The sequence below is a fragment of the Corynebacterium sp. UMB8791 genome (assembly GCF_054166365.1).
Window position 1 is genome coordinate 46,656 of the sequence record NZ_JBSZCG010000136.1, and the last position, 17,882, is coordinate 64,537.

Here is a 17,882-nt window from a genome sequence, read left to right on the forward strand (position 1 = left end):
AAAAACTACCCGCTTAGTGTAGCCAATCCCCCAGACACTTAGCATCTACCCCACCACATTGGCGCCGTCCGCTACTCTGGGACGCACTATGCCAAGCTCGAATAACCCCGTCAGGAAACTCGGCCCGCGCATGACCCGCCAGCGCCAGGCCGTCGTGGACGCGCTGAAAGACATTGACAAGTTCAGCCCCGCCAAAGACATCCACGCGGCGCTGCTCGACCGCAACGAGCAAGTCGGGCTCACCACCGTCTACCGCACGTTGCAGGGGCTCGCGGAGATCGGCGCCGTCGACGTTATCCAAAGCCCAGATGGCGAAACCCTCTACCGGCACTGCCTCACTGAGCACCACCACCATCACCTCGTGTGCGTCAAGTGCGGCACCAGCGAGGAGATCGAGGGTGGCCCCGTCGAGTCCTGGGCTGAGGCCACCGCCAAAGAGCACGGTTTCACGCTCGTCGCCCACGAGGCCGAAATCTACGGCGTCTGCAGCGACTGCCAGGCCTAATCAAACTTATCGACGGCCCCTCCGAACCTCCTGTCACGCTTCGCATACTCGTAGACGGCGTCAAACATGTCGTCTTTAGTGAAGTCAGGGAAAAGCTTATCCTGGTAGACCATCTCCGCGTACGCCGACTGCCACAACAAGAAGTTCGACGTCCGCTTCTCCCCACTCGGGCGCAAGAACAGGTCCACGTCCGGCATATCCGGGCGATACATATACTTCGCGAACGTCTTCTCCGTAATATCCCCAGGCGTAATCTTGCCGTCCCGGGCGTCCTTGGCAAGCTGGCGGGCACCGTCGATAATTTCGGCGCGACCACCGTAATTAATGCACATCGCCAGCGTCAGCCCCGTGTTGTCCTGCGTGAGTTCCTCAGCGGCCTCGAGCTCGCGAAGCACCGAGCGCCACAGGCGCGGGCGGCGACCCGCCCACACAATGCGCACATTCTTCTCGTGCAGCTCCTCGCGCTGGCGGTGCAACACATCGCGCGAAAAGCCCATGATGAACCGCACCTCCGAGGCCGCGCGGCGCCAGTTCTCCGTCGAGAACGCGTACGCCGACAGCCACTCCACCGACCCCATCTCAATGCAGGCATCCACGCAGTCCAGCAGCACCGCCTCACCACGCTTGTGGCCTTCCGTGCGCTTCATGCCGCGCTCCTGTGCCCACCTACCATTACCGTCCATCACCAACGCAATATGACGAGGAATAAACTCCGGGGAAATCTGCGGTCTGCTCATGGGAAACATTATGCCTGCTTCATCACTCGCAAACTTGTTAACCCCGCCCCCAAATAAAACTGCAGGTGAGCAGACGTCGCCCGGTGCACCTGCTCCGCGAACTCCTCCGAACACACATGATCGTGCTCCAACAGCCACATCGAATGCAGCACCTCCGGGTCCACATCCATCGCCCCCGGCGGCCTGCACAGCGTGCACACCGCGCCACCCGCCGCCGCGTGAAACGCCTTATGCGGCCCCGGCGCCTGACAGTTCGCGCAGTTAAACAGGCTCATCTTCCAGCCCGCGTGCGCCGCCGCCTTCAACAAGAACGCGTCCAACACCAAGGTCGGGTGCGTCGGCGACTGCAGACGCTCGAAGCCCTCCTGCAGCAGCACAAATAACTCCGGATCCCCCTGATCAAAGGACAGCTTCTCCGCAGCCTCCAACATCGCGCAACCCGCCGCGTACCTATCGAAGTCATCAATGATCGCGTGACCATAAAACGCGACGGTATCGGCGCTAGTGATCGTCGATAAGCCTCTGCCCGGATAAACCTGCACATCCACCTCGACGAACGGCTGCAAGCGCGACCCGAACCGCGACCGCGCCTTGCGCACCCCCTTCGCCACACCCCGCACCAAGCCATGATCGCGCGTCAACAACACAACAACGCGATCCGCCTCCCCGAAATCGTACGTGCGCACCACAAACGCACGATCACGCCACGACGGCCTCCCCGCCCCGCGACCTCTCCTAGAAGCCAAGACGCCCCAACGCCTTCGGGTCCTCCTGCCAGTTCTTCAACACCTTCAGGCGCACATCCAAGTAGACGTTCTGGCCCACAAGCTCCATAATCTGCTTCCGCGAACGGTGCACAATCCCACTCAAACGACGCCCACCAGGCCCCTCAATAATCCGCTTCTGGCCAGGCCGCTCCAAAAACATCACCGCATAAATCATCATCCGATCCGGGCGCTCCGGATCCGGATGCATCTCATCAATCTGCACCGCCACCGAGTGCGGCAACTCCTCACGCAAACCACTCAGCGCCTCCTCACGAATCAACTCCTCAATCCGCGCCTCGACGCCCTCATCCGTCACCTGATCAACCGGATAAAACCGCGGCCCCTCCGGAAGCTTGCTCACCAGCACATCCAACAGCACGTCCAGCTGCACCCGGTCCTTCGCAGACACCGGCACCAACTCCACGTCCTTACCCAAGTACTCGTGCATCTCCAACAGACGCTCCCCCACCACGTCCTTCGGCACCTTGTCCAACTTCGTCACGATGCCCACAATCGGCGTCTTCGGCTTCGCCGCCCGAATCTCCTCCAAAATGTAGCGATCCCCCGGCCCCAACTTCTCATCCGCAGGCACCGTAAACCCAATCACGTCCACATCCTGGTACGTATCCTTCACGATCTCATTCAGCCGCTGCCCCAACAACGTCCTCGGCCGGTGCACCCCCGGCGTATCCACCACAATCACCTGCGCATCCTCCCGATTCACCACCCCACGAATCGGACGACGCGTCGTCTCCGGCTGATCCGCCATAATCGCAATCTTCTCCCCCACCAACGCATTCATCAGCGTCGACTTGCCCGTATTCGGCCTGCCCACAAAACTCACAAAGCCGGACCGGAACCCCTCCGGGGTCTTTGTGAAGCCCGCGTAGTCGGTGGTGCTTGGCACTGGGTTCGCGTCGGTGTTCGCGTTTGCGTCTGCTGGTGCGTTGGACAAGTCCGGGAACTCCGGGAAGTTTTCGCTCATAGTGCAGAAGTCTACCCTGTGCGCTTGCAGGTGCTGCGTTGCTGCTGTTCGCGTTGTCGCTGTTTGCGTTCCGGTCGAGGTATTAAAAGCGCGCGATGCCGGTCAGTGAAAATCGGCCGGGCTGGGCGAAAATGCGCGACCGAGCGATGACCCTGTCATGCGGTGAATACACCACGGGCTAATAGTTCTTCCATCATTGCACGCGGACGCCGACCACCCAACACCACCCGCGGTGTGTCATTGAGCTCATCTTCCACGCATGGCTAGGCGTGTACGTGGCTATGTAACACATGCCAAGGCTTCAAATGGTGAGTCGTGGAGTGCGCAGCGTGCGACGACAACCGAACGCAAGGCCTTGGCAATCATGGGCCGTCGAGGCGGGAAAACTGCTGAACGCTGGAAAACAGACCCCAACGGTGAATACGCACAAGTACAACGAGAAAAGCTTGAGAAGACACACAAGCGAAAGAAAATGCAGCGCCTAAACAACCGGCAACGGGTTGGACAGTTCGTTACCTCATATTGGATTGAAACAGACCTGTTTCCGTCCTGGAAAGAGATACAGGACGAAACTGGACTACCGCGGGCTACCGTGGCTCGCCACATGGCGGTGCTTAAAGAGTCTGGGGAACTACCAACCGTTTAGGGGTCTCATACTGTAAGCAATATACGGTTCCCCGGCCGTTAGGCCGTGAAGTCTTTTAGGGCTTTTTCTTTCACGAAGACTTTTATATCAGTATCAGAGCTTCAAAGCGACGCTGGAGACTTAACAGAGGAAGGATCAAGTCATGGTTAACCCGCAGGTGTTTAAGCAGTGGCAAAGCACCATAATGCAAAGAGAGGCTCACATCGACGCTAGATCCGAAAAGACAGGCCAGAGCAGGTACATAAAGGCAATGCTGCCCCTCTGCTCGTGAGTGATCCCGTGATCGCGCCCATCGTAAACAGCAAAGCGATAAACAGTTCTATAATGTGATGCAAATAACAAAATAGAATATTGACAATCTGCTTGTGATGCGTTAGATTAGTTCATGTGCAAAGCAACCAGGCTTCGCATCTCGATAAACGGGACTAGCCCGGATGGGCTGGTGGATACCTTGGCTGGAAAGTCTTGTGGATTTCCTATATCGGACGACAACGTTCGGTCCCCCTTGTGTAAACACACGATCGAGCCAACTACGTCCGAAAGGAAAATTCATATGTCTTTTGACAATTTCAACACCTCTGGCCGCACCGCAGTTCTGCGCATTGAAAACGTCAACGACGCCAATATTGGCCCACTTCGTCGCCTGCAGGGCACCGTCAAAACGCAAGCTCTGATCGACCTGATCGCCCAAGAAGAGCTACTTGCCAACCCACGACGTCCCAAGCAGACATCTATCACGAAAGAGATTCTCGAGACGCTCCAGACGTCCCCAGAGATGATGCCGTACTTCTCCAAAGGCCTGCTGATTGGCTGCTCAGAGGTCGAGGAGCGTGACCGCAGCCGCTACCAGTTGCACTTTAACGATGAGGAACGTGAAGGTGTTCTTGATGGTGGCCATAACCTCATGGCTATTGCACTAGCTGTACTTTCCGCTATCGGCATCTCCGAGACCACGTTGCGAAAGCTTAAGTACTGGGATCAGCTCAAGGAATGCTGGCAGAAGCACCTACGCGACATTGAGGCGTTCAAGCGCGACGGAGACGACCCCCTGCTTGAAACGCGCATCCCAGTCGAGATCGTTTCACCTCGTACAGACAGTCAGGAAGATACAGGGGTTAATGAATTTAACAACCTGATCTTGAGCATCTGTGCTAACCGTAACCAAAATGCCCAATTGGCCGCCGATGCTATTGCGAACCAAAGTGGTGTCTTTGACTACCTCAAGGCCTCATTGCCGCAAGCTTTTGCAGAGGAAGTTACATGGAGTACGAATGACAACAAGCGTGTTGATCCGCGCTTATTAGTGTCGCTGACGTGGGTAGCACTATCCGAAGTGCCTACGCTCGAGGACTATAACGTACAACCACTGCCAGCTACGTCCGCCTACTCCAGCAAGGCCGAAGCATTATCACGTTTCACAAAGCTTCTTGAAGCGCCTGGCGCTGCCGAGAAGACAGATGACGGAAAGAGCTACGTTGTCCTTGACACCTACATCGATTCCGCTTTCGCCATGACTACCCAGGTTCTAGAATGCCATGACATTATCTACAAGGGCTACAAGGACGCTTATAACGCGACGGGTGGCGCTTTTGGGCGCATCGGAGCTGTCAAAAAGGCGTCAAAGGGCAAAACAGCGACGCTGTACTCTAATGAAGTCATTGAGCATGAAGTTCCACCGACAGGTTTCCTCAACCCTGTTGTATTCAGTCTTCGCGCCCTCATTAGAGCAGACAAGGAAAGCAAAGCGCTCACCTGGCTCGTTGATCCAGTCGAATTCTTCGCCAACAAGAGCAACCTTGAGAGCATCATTGCTGCGGTGAGGCCAATCATCGAGATGGCCAATTGGAATCCAACTACTGTGGGAAAAAACACTGCTGCATACAATGCGGCTTACGATAAAGCGCGCAACCTGGTGCTTGAGAGGATGCTCGGCTAAGCCCGGCTGCTAAAAGATTGTTGAAGCGCGGACACTCACAGGTGTCCGCGCTTTCGCTACATGGCAGAAAACTGTTGGTGGGCGACTTGAATCACGTCTATGTTTCGCGAACACCTTGACGTGGAACACCTTCCCCGTTCCAAGCCTGGACGATGAAACCAAGCAACGGATTATCGACGCAGCCAATAAAGCCCTCGCAGCACGCAACCTCCACCCTGAATGTTTTCTAGCTGAGTACTACAACCTCTTGGTGTTGGGCCCAGCGCTTGCTAGAGCTCATGATGCGTTGGACCGTGAAGTAGATAGGGTCTTTCAGGTGTTAGGACCACAGATTTAGTAACGCCGTGGTGAGCAACCAGTAACGCCCGGGTGAGTATCGAGTAACACCCGGGCGTCAACCATGAACAACTACCGCGAATTGGCTTCTAGGCGCGTGTTCGGACCTTCCAATGTGATGATTTCAGCGCCAACGACAAGCCGATTGAGTATCGACTCGGCGATGACAGCATCTGGGATGGACTTGTACCACTCATCGGGCGTGAACTGGGAGGTGACAATGGTTGATCCCCGGTGTTCACGCTCAGCAAGAATGTTGAGCAGCTGGTGTGCTGTGGCAGCATCAATCGGCGTTGTTAAGAAGTCATCAAGCACGAGTACGTCTGCCAGGTGTAAGTCTTGAAGAAACTCCATGCGTGCTGTGTCATCATGGCGTAGCACCATGAGCTGGTTGGCCAGGGTGTCTGTGCGGAAGAAACGGGCAGAGTAGTCGTTTCTGCACGCAGCGGTAAGCAATGCTTGGGCCAGGTAGGTTTTGCCGACGGATGATTTGCCGAGGATGACAATGCTTTGCGTTTTTTGACACCATTGTGGCAGTGAGCGAGTCTGGTGATTTGCTCTTTGTTGAGGTTGCGGCCGGGTGTGTAGGTGATGTCTTCGATACATGCATCGAGATTTGGCGATCGGGATGCTTTGAGTATTTTGTTGACTCGTCGTTCACGCTTGGCCACGACTTCTTTATCAAGTGCGTAGAGCACCTTGTCAGAAAAGCTCCACGAGTCGAAGATGGGATCTGCTGCAATATCAATGATGGTTCGGCCGAAGACCGTCATACGCAGATCGGTAAAGACAGGCAGGATCGATTCATTGGGGTTGGTCGCTTGCCGCTTCCAATGGACAGATATTTCACCAGCAATCTTCGGCAGCCTCTTCCAGATGGTGAAGCCCAAGGAAGCACTCCGTAGCGACGGTGAACACTACACCTCAGAGACCAACATCTTAAAGACGCTGGAACCTCTCTTCCTTAACGAGCTACGAGCGGAAGCTAAGCGCCTCATCGAGACCAAAACCGGAAGTGTGAAGAAGCAGCTAGAAAACCTACGCGCATTCCGCGACTCGCTGGCTACACACGTATTCATGGACCCGGATGGGCTTTTAATCGCACGCTTTGAGCAAAACGGGCGCAAAAAAGGCACGAAAACGGCGCGAAAAGAGCGCGAAAACGCCGGCGGAACTGCCGACGCAAACGGCTAGAGCGCCTCGACCTCGAACTGCAGCTGAGGGTTGGCGTAGGCGTCCTGGGACTCGACGAGCAGGAGCTCGGCGGAGTCGGCGTCGTAGGTGCGCTTGAGCAGGTCGTAGACGGAGCTGGCGGTCTTGGCCAAGGCGTCGGCGGCGTTGCCGCCGCGCAGGTAGTGGCCGGTGAAGAGGGCTGCGGTGACGTCGCCGGAGCCGTTGCGCTTGAATGGCAGGCGTGGGGTGCGCACGATCCACTTGCCGTGGTCGTCGACGGCAATCATTTCGATGGTGTCGTCGGGCGCGTCGGCGCGCTCAACGGAGGTGACCAGGACGGTGGAGGGGCCCATCTCGCGGGCGGCGTCGACAGCGCGGAGGGTGGAGTCCAGGTCGGTGACGTCTTGTTCTACGAGGTAGCCGAGTTCGAACTGGTTGGGGGTGATGAGGTCGGCGACGGGGACGACGCGGTCGCGCAGGAGGGGTGGGATGTTGTCGGAGACGAAGCAGCCGGATTTGGCGCTGCCCATGACTGGGTCGCAGGCGTAGATGGCGTCCGGGTTGACGGCTTTGACGCGGGCGACGGTGTCGATGATGACGTCGGCGATGTCGTCGCCGCCTTGGTAGCCGGAGAGGATGGCGTCGACACGCGGGAGGGCCCCGCGCTCCTCGATGCCGTCGATGATGGCCGCAACCTCCGTGGCTGGGATCATTGAGCCTTTCCAGGAGCCGTACCCGGTGTGGTTGGAGTAGTTGACGGTGTAGACGGGCCACACTTCGTGGCCGATGCGCTGCAGTGGGAAGACGGCGGCGGAGTTGCCTACGTGGCCGTAGGAGACGGCGGACTGGATCGACAAGATATTGCTCATGGGGATAAGCGTACAAACCTGACGGCTACTTGTCTTCAGAACCCCCGTCTGAATCTTCCATGGGTGCTTCGGCGGGTTCGGGGACCTCGATGAGCACGCTACGGGTCTTAATGCGTCCGCGCCGGTCGCGGCCGCCTTCCGCGGTATAGCGTAGGCCGTCGTGGACGATGGCGGACCCCGGCAGCGGCACGCGGCCCAGCTCGTAGGACAGCAGGCCTGCCACGGTGTCGACGGAGTCGGTGACGTCCTCTTCGAAGGCGAGCTCGTAGTCGAGGTTGTCGGCGAGGAAGTCGACGAGGTCGTCGAGAGGCAGGCGTGCCTGGGCTCGCAGGGTGCGCGCGGCGACGAACTCGATTGGGGCGTCTTCGTCGTCGTCGTATTCGTCGGTGATTTCGCCGACGATTTCCTCGAGGAGATCCTCCATCGTGAGCAGGCCGGCGACGTTGCCGAACTCGTCGATCACGATGGCGATGTGCGTGTTCACCCGCTGCATGTCTTGCAGCAGCACGTCGAGCGGCTTGGAGTCCGGGATGAACAGCGGGTCGCGCATCAGGGTGGACAGGACGGTGTCCGGCGCCACTGGGGTACCGCTGGGCCCGAACATGTCCTTCAAGTATGCGACGCCCACAATCTCATCGACGTTCTCCCCGATGACGGGCACGCGGGAGTGCCCGGAGCGCACCATCAGCGTGGTTGCCTGGCGGGCGGTCTTCGCCCCTTCAATCCAGATCATTTCGGGGCGCGGCACCATGATTTGGCGGGCGTGGGTGGAGGCGAGGTCGAAGATGTTTTGGATCATGCGCCCCTCGGTGGTTTCCACCACGCCTTTCTCCTGGGCGATGTCGACCATCTCGCGCAGCTCCACTTCGGTGGAGTACGGGCCGTCGCGGAAGTCCTCGCCGGGGTGGAACAGGTTGCCCACCCAGATGAGCAGGCGTGAAACTGGACCGAGGACCCGGTTGACAATGATCAGCCACGGCGCGGCCTTCAGCGAGATCGTGTAGGGGTTGCGGCGCCCCGCGGTGCGCGCAAATACGCCGATGATGCTGAACTGCAACAGTGTCACCGACGCGACGGCGGCGATGATCGCCCACGCGTCGGAGGGGATCAGATCCATCGCCAGCATGGCGGCGAAGACGGCTGCAACGGCGTCGAGGACGGTGCGCAGCATAACCAGCATGTTGATTTGGTTGGCGCGGGCGTCGACAACTCGGGCGAGCGCCTTGGCACCGGAGACGTCGTCCTTGACCATGGTTTCTACGCGGGCGCGCGAAATCGGGGTCAGCGCCGATTCGACCGATCCGAATAGGCCGGAAAGCAGCAGCGCAATCACGGCGACGACGCCGTAGGCAACGGTGAACTCCATTTAGTCGCGGCCCTTCATCATGCGGTCGAGCTCCTCGCGGTCGGCGGCTGAGGGAAATGCATGGGCGCCGGTCGGCTTGGGCTGGTACTCGATGCCGCGTGCCGCCAGCGAATCGTACCAGTCCGCGAGCAGCTCGTTTTGCAGCGAGAACATCTCGCGTTCCTCGTCCGGCATGACGTGGTCGTAGCCGAGTAGGTGCAGCACACCGTGGACGGTGAGCAGGGCGAGCTCGTGGCCGAGGTCGTGGCCTGCCATCTCCGCCTGCTTGCGGTCGAAGGCCGGGCACAGGATGATGTCGCCGAGCATCGCCGCGCCGAACGGGGACGCGTCCGGGCGTCCGCCGCCTGGAGTGAGCTCGTCCATCGGGAAGCTCATGACGTCCGTGGGCCCTTCCAGATCCATCCACCGGACGTGGAGGTCAGCCATGGTGGCTTCGTCGACAAGCGTGATGGTTGCCTCCGTGTCTGGGTGCACATCCATGGCTTGCAGGGCGAAGGAGCAGACATCGACGAGCATTTCCTCGTTGACGTCCGCCTCCCCCGATTCGTTGAGGACTTCAATACTCACTGTCTTGCCTCTTCTTCGCGTTGTTTTCGTTCGTAGCGTGCGGCGTTGCGCGCGTCGTGCTCGTCGTAGGCCGCGACGATCCGGGAGATCAGGTGGTGGCGCACGACGTCTTCTGCGCGCAGGTCCTGGAAGGAAATGCCCTCGATGTCGCCGAGGATGCGGCGGGCGACGCGCAGGCCGGAGACCGTGCCTCGTGGAAGGTCAACCTGGGAAATATCGCCAGTGACCACCATCTTCGAGCCGAAGCCCAAGCGGGTGAGGAACATCTTCATCTGGGAGCCGGAGGTGTTCTGGGCCTCGTCGAGGATGACGAACGCGTCCGAGAGTGTGCGCCCGCGCATGTACGCCAGCGGGGCGACCTCAATGATGCCGGCCTCGATAAGCTTCGGGATGGCTTCCGGGTCCATCATGTCGCGCAGCGCGTCGTAGAGCGGCCGCAGGTAAGGGTCGATCTTGTCGCTGAGCGTGCCCGGCAGGAAGCCGAGCTTCTCCCCTGCCTCGACGGCGGGGCGGGTCAAAATGATGCGCTTGACCTCTTTATTGTGCAGCGCCTGCACGGCCTTCGCCACGGCCAGGTACGTCTTGCCGGAGCCGGCCGGGCCGATGCCGAACGTGATGGTGTTGTCGTCGATCGCGTCGACGTAGGCCCGCTGGCCTGCCGTCTTCGGCCGGATGACCTTGCCTCGGCGCGAGATGATCTCCGCGCCGAGCAGCTCCGCCACCGACTCCGGCGACTCCACCTCCATCAGCGAAATCGCGTGCGTGACGGTATCCGCGGTAATGGGGACGCCGCGTCGCGCCATCGACTCGAGCTCGTCGAGCACCCGCAGCGCGTGCGCGACCACCACGGCCGGGCCCCGCACGGTCACCGCGTTGCCGCGCGCGTGCACGTCGGCGCCGAGGTGTTGGTTGAGCACCCGCAGGTTCGTGTCATTAATACCGAGCACGTCCTGGGTGTATACAGAGTCAAGCTCAATGTTGCGCGTGACCAAAGGTTCCATGTCGCCTAACCCTACCAGCGCGTCGTCAGCGCACCGATTGCGCATAGTGCGGCAAAACCGGCGCTGGCGGTGCGCAACACTTCCGGCCCGAGGGTGACAGCGCGGGCGCCGATGAGCTCGAGTTCGTCCTCGCCGATGCCTCCCTCGGGGCCCACGATGAGCCAGATGTCCCGCCCGAACTCGACGGTGGTCAGCGGCACGGCCGCGTCTTCGTGCAGCACCAACGCCTGCTTCTCGACGCCCCCTTCGCCCACCTCGGCAAGCAGGTCCTTCAGCTGGTTCGTGGTCACAGGGTCTGCGACCTGCGGCACCCATGCCCGGCGCGCCTGCTTCGCGGACGCGATCGCCTGGTGCTGCCACTTCTCCACCTGCTTGGCCTGCTTGGCGGCGGGCCAGCGCGCGATGGTGCGGTGGGAGATCCAGGGGACGATGGCGTCGACTCCACCTTGCACGGCGAGGTCCACGGCGAGCTCTGCGCGTTCGGACTTCGGCACCGCCTGCACCAGGGTGACGCGCTGCTCAGGCGCGGACACGGCGCGGACTTCGAGCACGTCGCCGCGCAACTGCTGCTTGTCGCTGTGGCGGACGATGACGTCGGCGACGGTGCCGGCGCCGTCGGTCAGCGCGATGTGCTCGCCGGGCTCGATGCGTTTGACGAAGGCGTGCTTCGCCTCGTCGCCGTCGAGGGTGCCGCTGGCCGGGTCGGGGGTGAGGAAGTACGGGACGCTCATTTAGCGGCGGAACCTGTCGCGCATGCGGGAGAAGAAGCCTTCGTCGCGCTCGTCGTCGTGGTGGACGCCGGTGGCGTCGCCGCGGGCGTCGCGAAGCTGCTCGAGGCTGCGGCGCTCCTCGCCACTGAGGTGCGTCGGCACGACGACCTGGATGTGGGCGATCATGTCGCCGTGGCCCTCGGCGCGCAGGCGTGGCATGCCCTCGCCCTCGAGGCGGACCTCGTCGCCGGGCTGGGTGCCGGCCGGGATCTCGATGGTGGTCGTGTCACCGGCAAGGTTTTCGACGTCAATGCTGGTGCCCAGCGCGGCGTCGTACATCGGCACGTTCAGGCGCAGGTGCAAGTCGTTGCCGTCGCGCACGAAAATCTTGTGTGGCGCGGTCTGTACCTCCACGTAGAGGTCACCGGCGGGACCGCCACCGTGGCCGACCTCGCCCTGCCCCGCCATGCGGATGCGCATCCCGTTGGCGATACCCGCCGGGATCTTTACCTTCAGGTCGCGGGTGGCGCGCACCCGACCGTCGCCGGCGCACTGGCGGCACGGATCCTGGATCACTTCGCCGTAGCCGTGGCACTTCGGGCAGTCGTGCGTGGTCATCACGTTGCCCAGGAAGGACTGCTGCACTTCCTGCACCACGCCCTGGCCCGCGCAGTAGTCACACTGCACGGCCTTCGCCTCAGACTCGGAGCCGGTGCCGTGGCACTTCTGGCACAGCACCGCGGTATCCACGGTGACCTCCTTGGTCACGCCCGCATAGGCGTCCTCCAGGGTGATCTGGGTGCGCAGCAGGGCGTCGTTGCCCGGCTGGACGCGCGAGCGCGGCTCGTGGCTGCGCCCGCCGCCGCCGAAGAAGGCGTCGAAAATGTCGCCGAAGCCCCCGAAGCCACCGCCACCGGCGCCGCCCATGCCGCCCTGCTCCATCGGGTCGCCGCCGCGATCCACGATGCTGCGCTTCGCCGGGTCCAGCAGCACCTCCTGCGCCAGCGAGATCTCGGCGAACTTCTCAGCCGCCTCATCAGACGGGTTCACATCCGGGTGGTACTTGCGGGCGAGCTTCCGGTACGCCCTCTTGATTTCCTGCTCGGTCGCCTCTCGGTCAACGCCGAGGATGCCGTAATAATCACGAGCCACTAGTTAGTTCCCTTTCAACACTTCGAAGTTATTCGCCCCGCAAAATGCGACTGATGTACTGAGCCACGGTGGCAACCTTTTGCATGGTACCCGGATAGTCCATATGTGTCGGACCGACCACCCCAAGGCCGCCGAGCGCCTCGTCGCCAGCTCCATATGCAGTACTAACAATGGAGGCCTGAGAAAATTCCTTTTCCTCATTCTCGTTGCCAATACTGACCGAGACGTGCTCCAGCTGCTGCGCGTTCGCCAACAGCTTCAGCACGATCACCTGCTGCTCCAGCGCCTCAATCACGCTGTGCAGATCCACCATCCGGTTCACGCTCAAGTTCCCGGCGCCCGCGATGAGCAGCCGGTCGGTTGTGGTCTCCACCAGCGTCTCGATGAGCACCGCCGTCGCCCGCTCCACCGCATCCGCGATAACCGGCGGCGCCTGCGCGTGCAGCATCTTCAGCGCGGCGGAGGCATCGCGCATCGTCTTGCCCACCAGCACCGTATTGAGCAGGTCCCGCAGCAGGAACACCCCGTCGGTGCCCAGCGGCGCGGCGAGCTCCACGTTGCGCTGGTCCACGCGCCCGGTGTCCGTGATCAGCACCAGCAGCAGCCGCGTCGGTGACAGCGCCACCACCTCGCAGTGCTTCACACGAGACACGTTCAGCGTCGGCAGCTGCACCACCGCCGCCTGGTTCGTCAGCTGGGCCAGCAGCTGCACACTGCGGCGCAGCACGTCCTCCATGTCCACGCCGTGCTCAAGGAAGTCCAAAATGGCGTGGCGCTCCGCTGTGGACAGCGGTTTGACATCGTGGAGGGCGTCGACAAACGCGCGGTACCCGGCCTCCGTCGGGATGCGCCCCGAGGACGCGTGCGTCTGCGTGATGTAGCCCTCGCGCTCCAGCACGCTCATGTCGTTGCGGATGGTCGCCGAGCTGACCTTCAGCCCGTGGCGCTCCACCAGCATCTTCGATCCGACGGGTTCCTGCCGCGCAATATAGTCGGCGACGATTGCGCGCAGCACCCGCTGTCTGCGATCATTCGCTGCACTCATTAGCACTCTCCTTCGTCGACTGCTAACTCATACTACTCTGCCTCTTCGGCAGCCAAAATGTCCGTCACGATCCCGTCCGCCAGCAAGCGCCCGGCATCAGTCACGGCCACGCGCTCACCCGCAGTCAAAAGGCCCGCCGCCACATACTTCTCGACGACCCCCTCCGCCCCCTCACCAATCAGCCCCCGAGGCACGCCCTCCTTCAGCCGCAGCCCCAGCATCACCTGCTCCTCGTGCCGCTCCTGCGGCGTGAGCGTCTCCCCGCCGTCAATCGGCAGCGTGCCTTCGGCGAGCATCTGGTTGTAACGTTCCGGCCGCTTCACGTTCCAAAACCGGCGGTCCCCAATAAACGAATGCGCCCCCGGACCCGCGCCCCACCAGTGCGCGCCACGCCAGTACAGCAGGTTGTGCTGGCACTCCCCGCCTGGCCGCGCCCAGTTGGACACCTCGTACCAGCCGAACCCGGCCGCCTCCAAGGTGTCGGCGATCATCTCGTAACGGTCCGCGTACACATCCTCCTGCGGCGCGGGCAGCTCACCGCGGCGGATCTTGCGCGCCATGGCGGTGCCGTCCTCCACGATCAGCGAGTAGGCGCTCACATGGTCGACGCCCGTCGACAGGATGGCGTCGAGGGTGCGGCGTACGTCGTCGTCCGTTTCCGTCGGCGTGCCGTAAATCATGTCCAGATTCACGTGCTCGAAGCCGGCGTCGAGGGCCTCCTTGGCCGCCGCGACCGCCCGCCCCGGCGTGTGTTTCCGGTCCAACACCCTCAGCACCGACGCCGACGCCGACTGCATCCCCAACGACACCCTCGTAAAGCCGTGCTCCAGCAGCCCCGCGAAGTACGCCGGATCCGTCGACTCCGGGTTGGACTCCGTCGTCACCTCCGCCCCCGCCCGGATGCCGAAGGTGTCCCGCACCATCGACAACACCCTGCCCAGTCCATCCGCCCCCAACAGCGAGGGCGTCCCTCCCCCAATAAACACCGTGCTCGCCTCAGCCACGCCTGGCTGCTGCGCCGCCAGCTGCAGCTCCTTTTCCAGCGACGCCAGGTACTCCGCGTGGGAGCTTTCCACCTCCGTCGGCGTATAGGTATTGAAGTCACAGTACCCACACCGCGTTGCGCAAAACGGCACGTGGATATAGACGCCAAAGTCGGGCTGTGATTGCTGCGCTGTGTTCATACCTCGCAATTGCAGCAGACCGGGGCCGAGTTTGCGAATTGTGTTCGAGGCGCGCACCAAATTCCGACCCCCAATCTGTCTAGCACTTTTTCACCAGGGGTTATTTTGGTAGCACGATTCAAAATGAAGGAATTTGGTGCGCCCCGAAACTACTTAGACACCAAATTCCCTCACAAACCATCAGCGAACTGGGGAAACGCAAACCCCCGCCCTCAAAATGAAGGAATTTGGTGCGCACCCCCTCGTGCCACAGACCTACGCCCCGCGTCGGCGGCGCTTCGCCGCCACCTTCGCCACTATGGCGTCCACCCGGGCGCGCTCCTCGAGAAACTGTGGCGGGGCGACACCGCGCATCGTGCGCACGAACGCGGGGTGGTCGATGCAGACGGTTTCCATCCAGCCATCGACAGCAGCCTCGACCAGCTCGCCGACCCGCGCATACAGGTGCGGCAGGCTCACGGCGCCCAGTTCCCGGGCGACCATCTCGGTCTGCTCGAGCGTGTACTGCACGATCTCGCCGAGGTGCTGCACGGTCAGGTCGGTGCGGCCGGCAAGCGCATCCTGCATGGTCTGCACAGAGAACGGCGCTTGGAGTGGAAAGAGGTCTTCGAGGCCGGCGGCGTCGAGAAGCTCGGGCTCGGGGATCTTTTCCTCCGGCCGGTAGGAGGCGGAGAGCACCCCGGCGCGCATCCCGGTCGTCAGCGCCTGGCGAAGCCCGATGAGTTCGCCGACGATGCGGCGGGCGTCGTTGCGGGCATCGTCGACGATTTCGACGAATTCGGCGAGGCAGTCGTCGGTAAGTTCGCCGTCGTAGTCTGCGACTGCTTCGGCGAGGTGCTCCGTGTATTCAGCAACTTCGTCGCCGATGTTGTAGATCTCCTGTGTCAGCTCACGGTGGCGTAGCATCGCTGCAGTTTTATGCACGAATAGCCCCCTTCTGGCTCACAGGAAGTACGGATCAAAAGTCGATGGAAATGTTAAGCCATGGGCGCGCCCCACGGGTTGAGGCGCGCCGGGGGCTTAGCGCTCGTAGAGCTTGTCGATGTCCTCACGGAAGCGCTCGAACACCACATTGCGCTTCACCTTGAGGGTTGGCGTCATCTCGTTTGCCTGCTCGCTCAGGTCACGGTCGAGGATGCGGAACTTCTTGATCGCCTCGGCGTGCGAGACGGTCCCGTTGGCAACGTTGATGGCGTCTTGCACCTCGGCACGCAGGACGGGGTCGCCGGCGAGGTCGCTGAGTTTGCGGTTCTCCGGGATGTTGTGGGTGGACTTCCAGCGCTGCAGCTCCTCCTCGTCGAGCGTGACCAGCACGCCGACGAACGGCTTACCGTCGCCGACGACGAGCGCGTTGGAGATCAGCGGGTCCTGGCGGATGATGTCCTCCATCGGCCCCGGTGAGATGTTCTTGCCGCCGGCGGTGACGATGAGGTCTTTCTTGCGGCCGGTGATGCGCACGTAGCCTTCGTCGTCAACCTCGCCGAGGTCGCCGGTGTTGAACCAGCCTTCGGTGAATGCTTCTTCGGTGGCGGATTTGTTGTTCCAGTAGCGGTCGAAGACGCCGGGGCCCTTGAACTCGATTTCGCCGTCGTCGTTGGTGCGGACTTGATAGCCGTTGACCGGGCGCCCGACGGTGCCAATCTTGTTGGCATTCTTGTTATTGACACAGGATGCGGCGCAGGTTTCGGTGAGCCCGTAGCCCTCGTAGATTGGGATGCCGATGCCGCGGAAGAAGTGCAGCAAGTCGGCGCTCATGGCGGAGCCGCCGGTGATGCCGTACTTCACGGAGCCGCCGATGGCCTCCTTAATCTTGGAGTAGACGACGCGCTCGAAGACGCGGCGCTTCGCCTTGAGTATCCGGCTCGGCCCCTCGGGGGTGTCCATTGCCTTGGAGTACTCAATGGCGGTCTTCTCCGCCTCAAGGAACGCAGCCTTGCCGATGGCTGAGCCGTCCGCGGCCTTGTTATAGGCCGCGTTGCGGACCTTCTCGAAGACGCGCGGCACGCCAAGCACCATGTTCGGCTGGGCGCGCTGCAGCTCCACGGTCAGGGTGTGGGTATCGGCCCAGTGGGACTGGGTGGCGCCTGCCATCGTCAGAGCGAGGCAGACCGCGCGCTGCAGCACGTGTGCCAGCGGCAAGAACGTGACGACGCGCTTGCCGGGGCGGGCCACCTCACCGATGTCGTTCTTGATCAGCGCCCAGGTCTGGTGTGCCCAGTTGCCGTGGGTTAAGGCCACGCCCTTCGGGCGGCCGGTGGTGCCGGATGTGTACACGATGGAGCCGAGGTCGTCGTGGGTGAGGGAGGCGGAGCGGGCGTCGACAAGCGATTGCTCGACGTCCCTGCCCTCGAACTTGATGGTTTCGACCCCGGCGGCGTTGAATTCGTAGATCTTGCGCAGCTTCGAGCTCGAGTCCTTCAGGCGCGGCTTGCCATCTTCCTGGAGGAGGAAGGCGCTCATCAGCTGGGTGTGGTCGCGCGACTCGGTGAAGGCGATCTCGGCGCCGGAGTCCTCGAGGATCCACTGGATCTGGTGCATGGAGCTCGACGGGTAGATCGGGACGCTGACCGCTCCCGCTGCCCAGATGGCGAAGTCAACGAGGGACCACTCATAACGGGTGGAGGAAAGCACCGCGATGCGGTCGCCCGGCTCGACGCCGTTTGCGATGAGCCCCTTGGCCGTTTCGTAGACCTCTTCGAGGAACTCCCCCGCGGTCACGTTGATCCAGTCGTAATTACGTGGGCGGGAAAACAGCACGATGTGAGGCTTTTTCGTGCAGATATCCACGAGCGCCGACAGGCAGGTGTCAGTGGGACTCAGCTTGAATCCGAGCGGAGTTGTGTACGTTTCTGAAGCCATGGTTGGCAAGGTTACCTGACAGAAACTACCTTTTGCGTGAGCTC

Annotated in this window: 17 protein-coding genes and 2 pseudogenes; 5 read left to right on the forward strand and 14 right to left on the reverse strand. The window is 61.6% G+C overall.

What is annotated here, in order from left to right:
* Positions 1-88 precede the first annotated feature (88 nt).
* Positions 89-505 (forward strand): Fur family transcriptional regulator, encoded by a 417-nt coding sequence (locus tag ACXIUA_RS09035; RefSeq protein WP_457976635.1) that lies wholly within the window; start codon positions 89-91, stop codon positions 503-505.
* Here ACXIUA_RS09035 and ACXIUA_RS09040 read toward each other — a convergent pair.
* From ACXIUA_RS09040 to era, 3 genes are read right to left on the reverse strand one after another with little or no spacing between them, the layout of a single operon-like run.
* Positions 502-1,242 (reverse strand): isoprenyl transferase, encoded by a 741-nt coding sequence (locus ACXIUA_RS09040; RefSeq protein ID WP_457976636.1) that lies wholly within the window; start codon positions 1,240-1,242, stop codon positions 502-504. The two genes, ACXIUA_RS09035 and ACXIUA_RS09040, sit on opposite strands and share 4 nt — an antisense overlap.
* Positions 1,243-1,250: 8 nt before the next feature.
* Positions 1,251-1,988, reverse strand: a complete 738-nt coding sequence (gene recO, locus ACXIUA_RS09045; RefSeq protein ID WP_457976637.1) for a DNA repair protein RecO — start codon at positions 1,986-1,988, stop codon at positions 1,251-1,253.
* Entirely contained in the window at positions 1,978-2,994 is a 1,017-nt protein-coding gene (gene era / locus ACXIUA_RS09050; protein ID WP_457976638.1) for a GTPase Era, read from the reverse strand. The genes recO and era overlap by 11 nt, the downstream gene beginning before the upstream one ends.
* Positions 2,995-3,253: 259 nt before the next feature.
* On the opposite strand from era, the gene ACXIUA_RS09055 reads away from it, so the two are divergent.
* The 3 genes from ACXIUA_RS09055 (at position 3,254) to ACXIUA_RS09065 (ending at position 5,913) form a co-directional block, all read left to right on the forward strand.
* On the forward strand, positions 3,254-3,640 hold the full coding sequence (locus ACXIUA_RS09055) for a hypothetical protein (protein WP_457976639.1): 387 nt from the start codon (positions 3,254-3,256) through the stop codon (positions 3,638-3,640).
* A gap of 553 nt (positions 3,641-4,193) precedes the next feature.
* Positions 4,194-5,576, forward strand: a complete 1,383-nt coding sequence (locus ACXIUA_RS09060; RefSeq protein ID WP_457976640.1) for an AIPR family protein — start codon at positions 4,194-4,196, stop codon at positions 5,574-5,576.
* A 16-nt stretch (positions 5,577-5,592) separates the two neighbouring features.
* The gene (locus tag ACXIUA_RS09065; protein WP_457976678.1) at positions 5,593-5,913 is read left to right on the forward strand and encodes a type IIL restriction-modification enzyme MmeI; all 321 of its coding nucleotides are present in this window, start codon (positions 5,593-5,595) and stop codon (positions 5,911-5,913) included.
* A 71-nt stretch (positions 5,914-5,984) separates the two neighbouring features.
* Here ACXIUA_RS09065 and ACXIUA_RS09070 read toward each other — a convergent pair.
* Positions 5,985-6,685: pseudogene (locus tag ACXIUA_RS09070) on the reverse strand (ATP-binding protein).
* A gap of 40 nt (positions 6,686-6,725) precedes the next feature.
* On the opposite strand from ACXIUA_RS09070, the pseudogene ACXIUA_RS09075 reads away from it, so the two are divergent.
* Positions 6,726-6,981 (forward strand): annotated as a pseudogene (locus tag ACXIUA_RS09075) (DNA methyltransferase); the annotation flags it as partial.
* A 121-nt stretch (positions 6,982-7,102) separates the two neighbouring features.
* On the opposite strand, the gene pdxY reads toward ACXIUA_RS09075, so the two are convergent.
* From pdxY to ACXIUA_RS09125, 10 genes are all read right to left on the reverse strand, one after another.
* Positions 7,103-7,954, reverse strand: coding sequence for a pyridoxal kinase PdxY (gene pdxY, locus ACXIUA_RS09080; protein ID WP_457976642.1), 852 nt, complete (start codon positions 7,952-7,954; stop codon positions 7,103-7,105).
* 25 nt (positions 7,955-7,979) lie between these two features.
* Entirely contained in the window at positions 7,980-9,320 is a 1,341-nt protein-coding gene (locus ACXIUA_RS09085) for a hemolysin family protein (protein WP_457976643.1), read from the reverse strand.
* Entirely contained in the window at positions 9,321-9,887 is a 567-nt protein-coding gene (gene ybeY / locus ACXIUA_RS09090; RefSeq protein WP_070478011.1) for an rRNA maturation RNase YbeY, read from the reverse strand.
* Positions 9,884-10,888, reverse strand: coding sequence for a PhoH family protein (locus tag ACXIUA_RS09095; protein WP_070478049.1), 1,005 nt, complete (start codon positions 10,886-10,888; stop codon positions 9,884-9,886). The genes ybeY and ACXIUA_RS09095 overlap by 4 nt, the downstream gene beginning before the upstream one ends.
* An 11-nt stretch (positions 10,889-10,899) precedes the next feature.
* Positions 10,900-11,619 carry a 16S rRNA (uracil(1498)-N(3))-methyltransferase gene (locus tag ACXIUA_RS09100; protein ID WP_457976644.1) on the reverse strand — a complete coding sequence of 240 codons (720 nt, stop codon included), beginning with the start codon at positions 11,617-11,619 and terminating at the stop codon, positions 10,900-10,902.
* The gene (gene dnaJ, locus ACXIUA_RS09105; protein WP_071567714.1) at positions 11,620-12,750 is read right to left on the reverse strand and encodes a molecular chaperone DnaJ; all 1,131 of its coding nucleotides are present in this window, start codon (positions 12,748-12,750) and stop codon (positions 11,620-11,622) included. It lies immediately after the preceding gene.
* Positions 12,751-12,778: 28 nt separating this feature from the next.
* The gene (hrcA, locus tag ACXIUA_RS09110; protein WP_252931278.1) at positions 12,779-13,795 is read right to left on the reverse strand and encodes a heat-inducible transcriptional repressor HrcA; all 1,017 of its coding nucleotides are present in this window, start codon (positions 13,793-13,795) and stop codon (positions 12,779-12,781) included.
* Between the two features lie 32 nt (positions 13,796-13,827).
* Positions 13,828-14,979, reverse strand: coding sequence for a radical SAM family heme chaperone HemW (hemW, locus tag ACXIUA_RS09115; RefSeq protein ID WP_457976645.1), 1,152 nt, complete (start codon positions 14,977-14,979; stop codon positions 13,828-13,830).
* A 255-nt stretch (positions 14,980-15,234) separates the two neighbouring features.
* Complete coding sequence (locus ACXIUA_RS09120; RefSeq protein ID WP_083290858.1) at positions 15,235-15,903, reverse strand: hypothetical protein; 669 nt, start codon at positions 15,901-15,903, stop codon at positions 15,235-15,237.
* 96 nt (positions 15,904-15,999) lie between these two features.
* On the reverse strand, positions 16,000-17,838 hold the full coding sequence (locus ACXIUA_RS09125) for an AMP-dependent synthetase/ligase (protein ID WP_457976646.1): 1,839 nt from the start codon (positions 17,836-17,838) through the stop codon (positions 16,000-16,002).
* Positions 17,839-17,882 lie beyond the last annotated feature (44 nt).

Coding starts and splice junctions, on each gene's coding strand:
- ACXIUA_RS09035 (WP_457976635.1), top strand. CDS start 89: ATGCCAAGCTCGAATAACCCCGTCAGGAAACTCGGCCCGCGCATGACC.
- ACXIUA_RS09040 (WP_457976636.1), bottom strand. CDS start 1,242: ATGAGCAGACCGCAGATTTCCCCGGAGTTTATTCCTCGTCATATTGCG.
- era (WP_457976638.1), bottom strand. CDS start 2,994: ATGAGCGAAAACTTCCCGGAGTTCCCGGACTTGTCCAACGCACCAGCA.
- ACXIUA_RS09055 (WP_457976639.1), top strand. CDS start 3,254: ATGGCTAGGCGTGTACGTGGCTATGTAACACATGCCAAGGCTTCAAAT.
- ACXIUA_RS09060 (WP_457976640.1), top strand. CDS start 4,194: ATGTCTTTTGACAATTTCAACACCTCTGGCCGCACCGCAGTTCTGCGC.
- pdxY (WP_457976642.1), bottom strand. CDS start 7,954: ATGAGCAATATCTTGTCGATCCAGTCCGCCGTCTCCTACGGCCACGTA.
- ACXIUA_RS09085 (WP_457976643.1), bottom strand. CDS start 9,320: ATGGAGTTCACCGTTGCCTACGGCGTCGTCGCCGTGATTGCGCTGCTG.
- ACXIUA_RS09095 (WP_070478049.1), bottom strand. CDS start 10,888: ATGGAACCTTTGGTCACGCGCAACATTGAGCTTGACTCTGTATACACC.
- ACXIUA_RS09100 (WP_457976644.1), bottom strand. CDS start 11,619: ATGAGCGTCCCGTACTTCCTCACCCCCGACCCGGCCAGCGGCACCCTC.
- hrcA (WP_252931278.1), bottom strand. CDS start 13,795: ATGAGTGCAGCGAATGATCGCAGACAGCGGGTGCTGCGCGCAATCGTC.
- hemW (WP_457976645.1), bottom strand. CDS start 14,979: ATGAACACAGCGCAGCAATCACAGCCCGACTTTGGCGTCTATATCCAC.
- ACXIUA_RS09125 (WP_457976646.1), bottom strand. CDS start 17,838: ATGGCTTCAGAAACGTACACAACTCCGCTCGGATTCAAGCTGAGTCCC.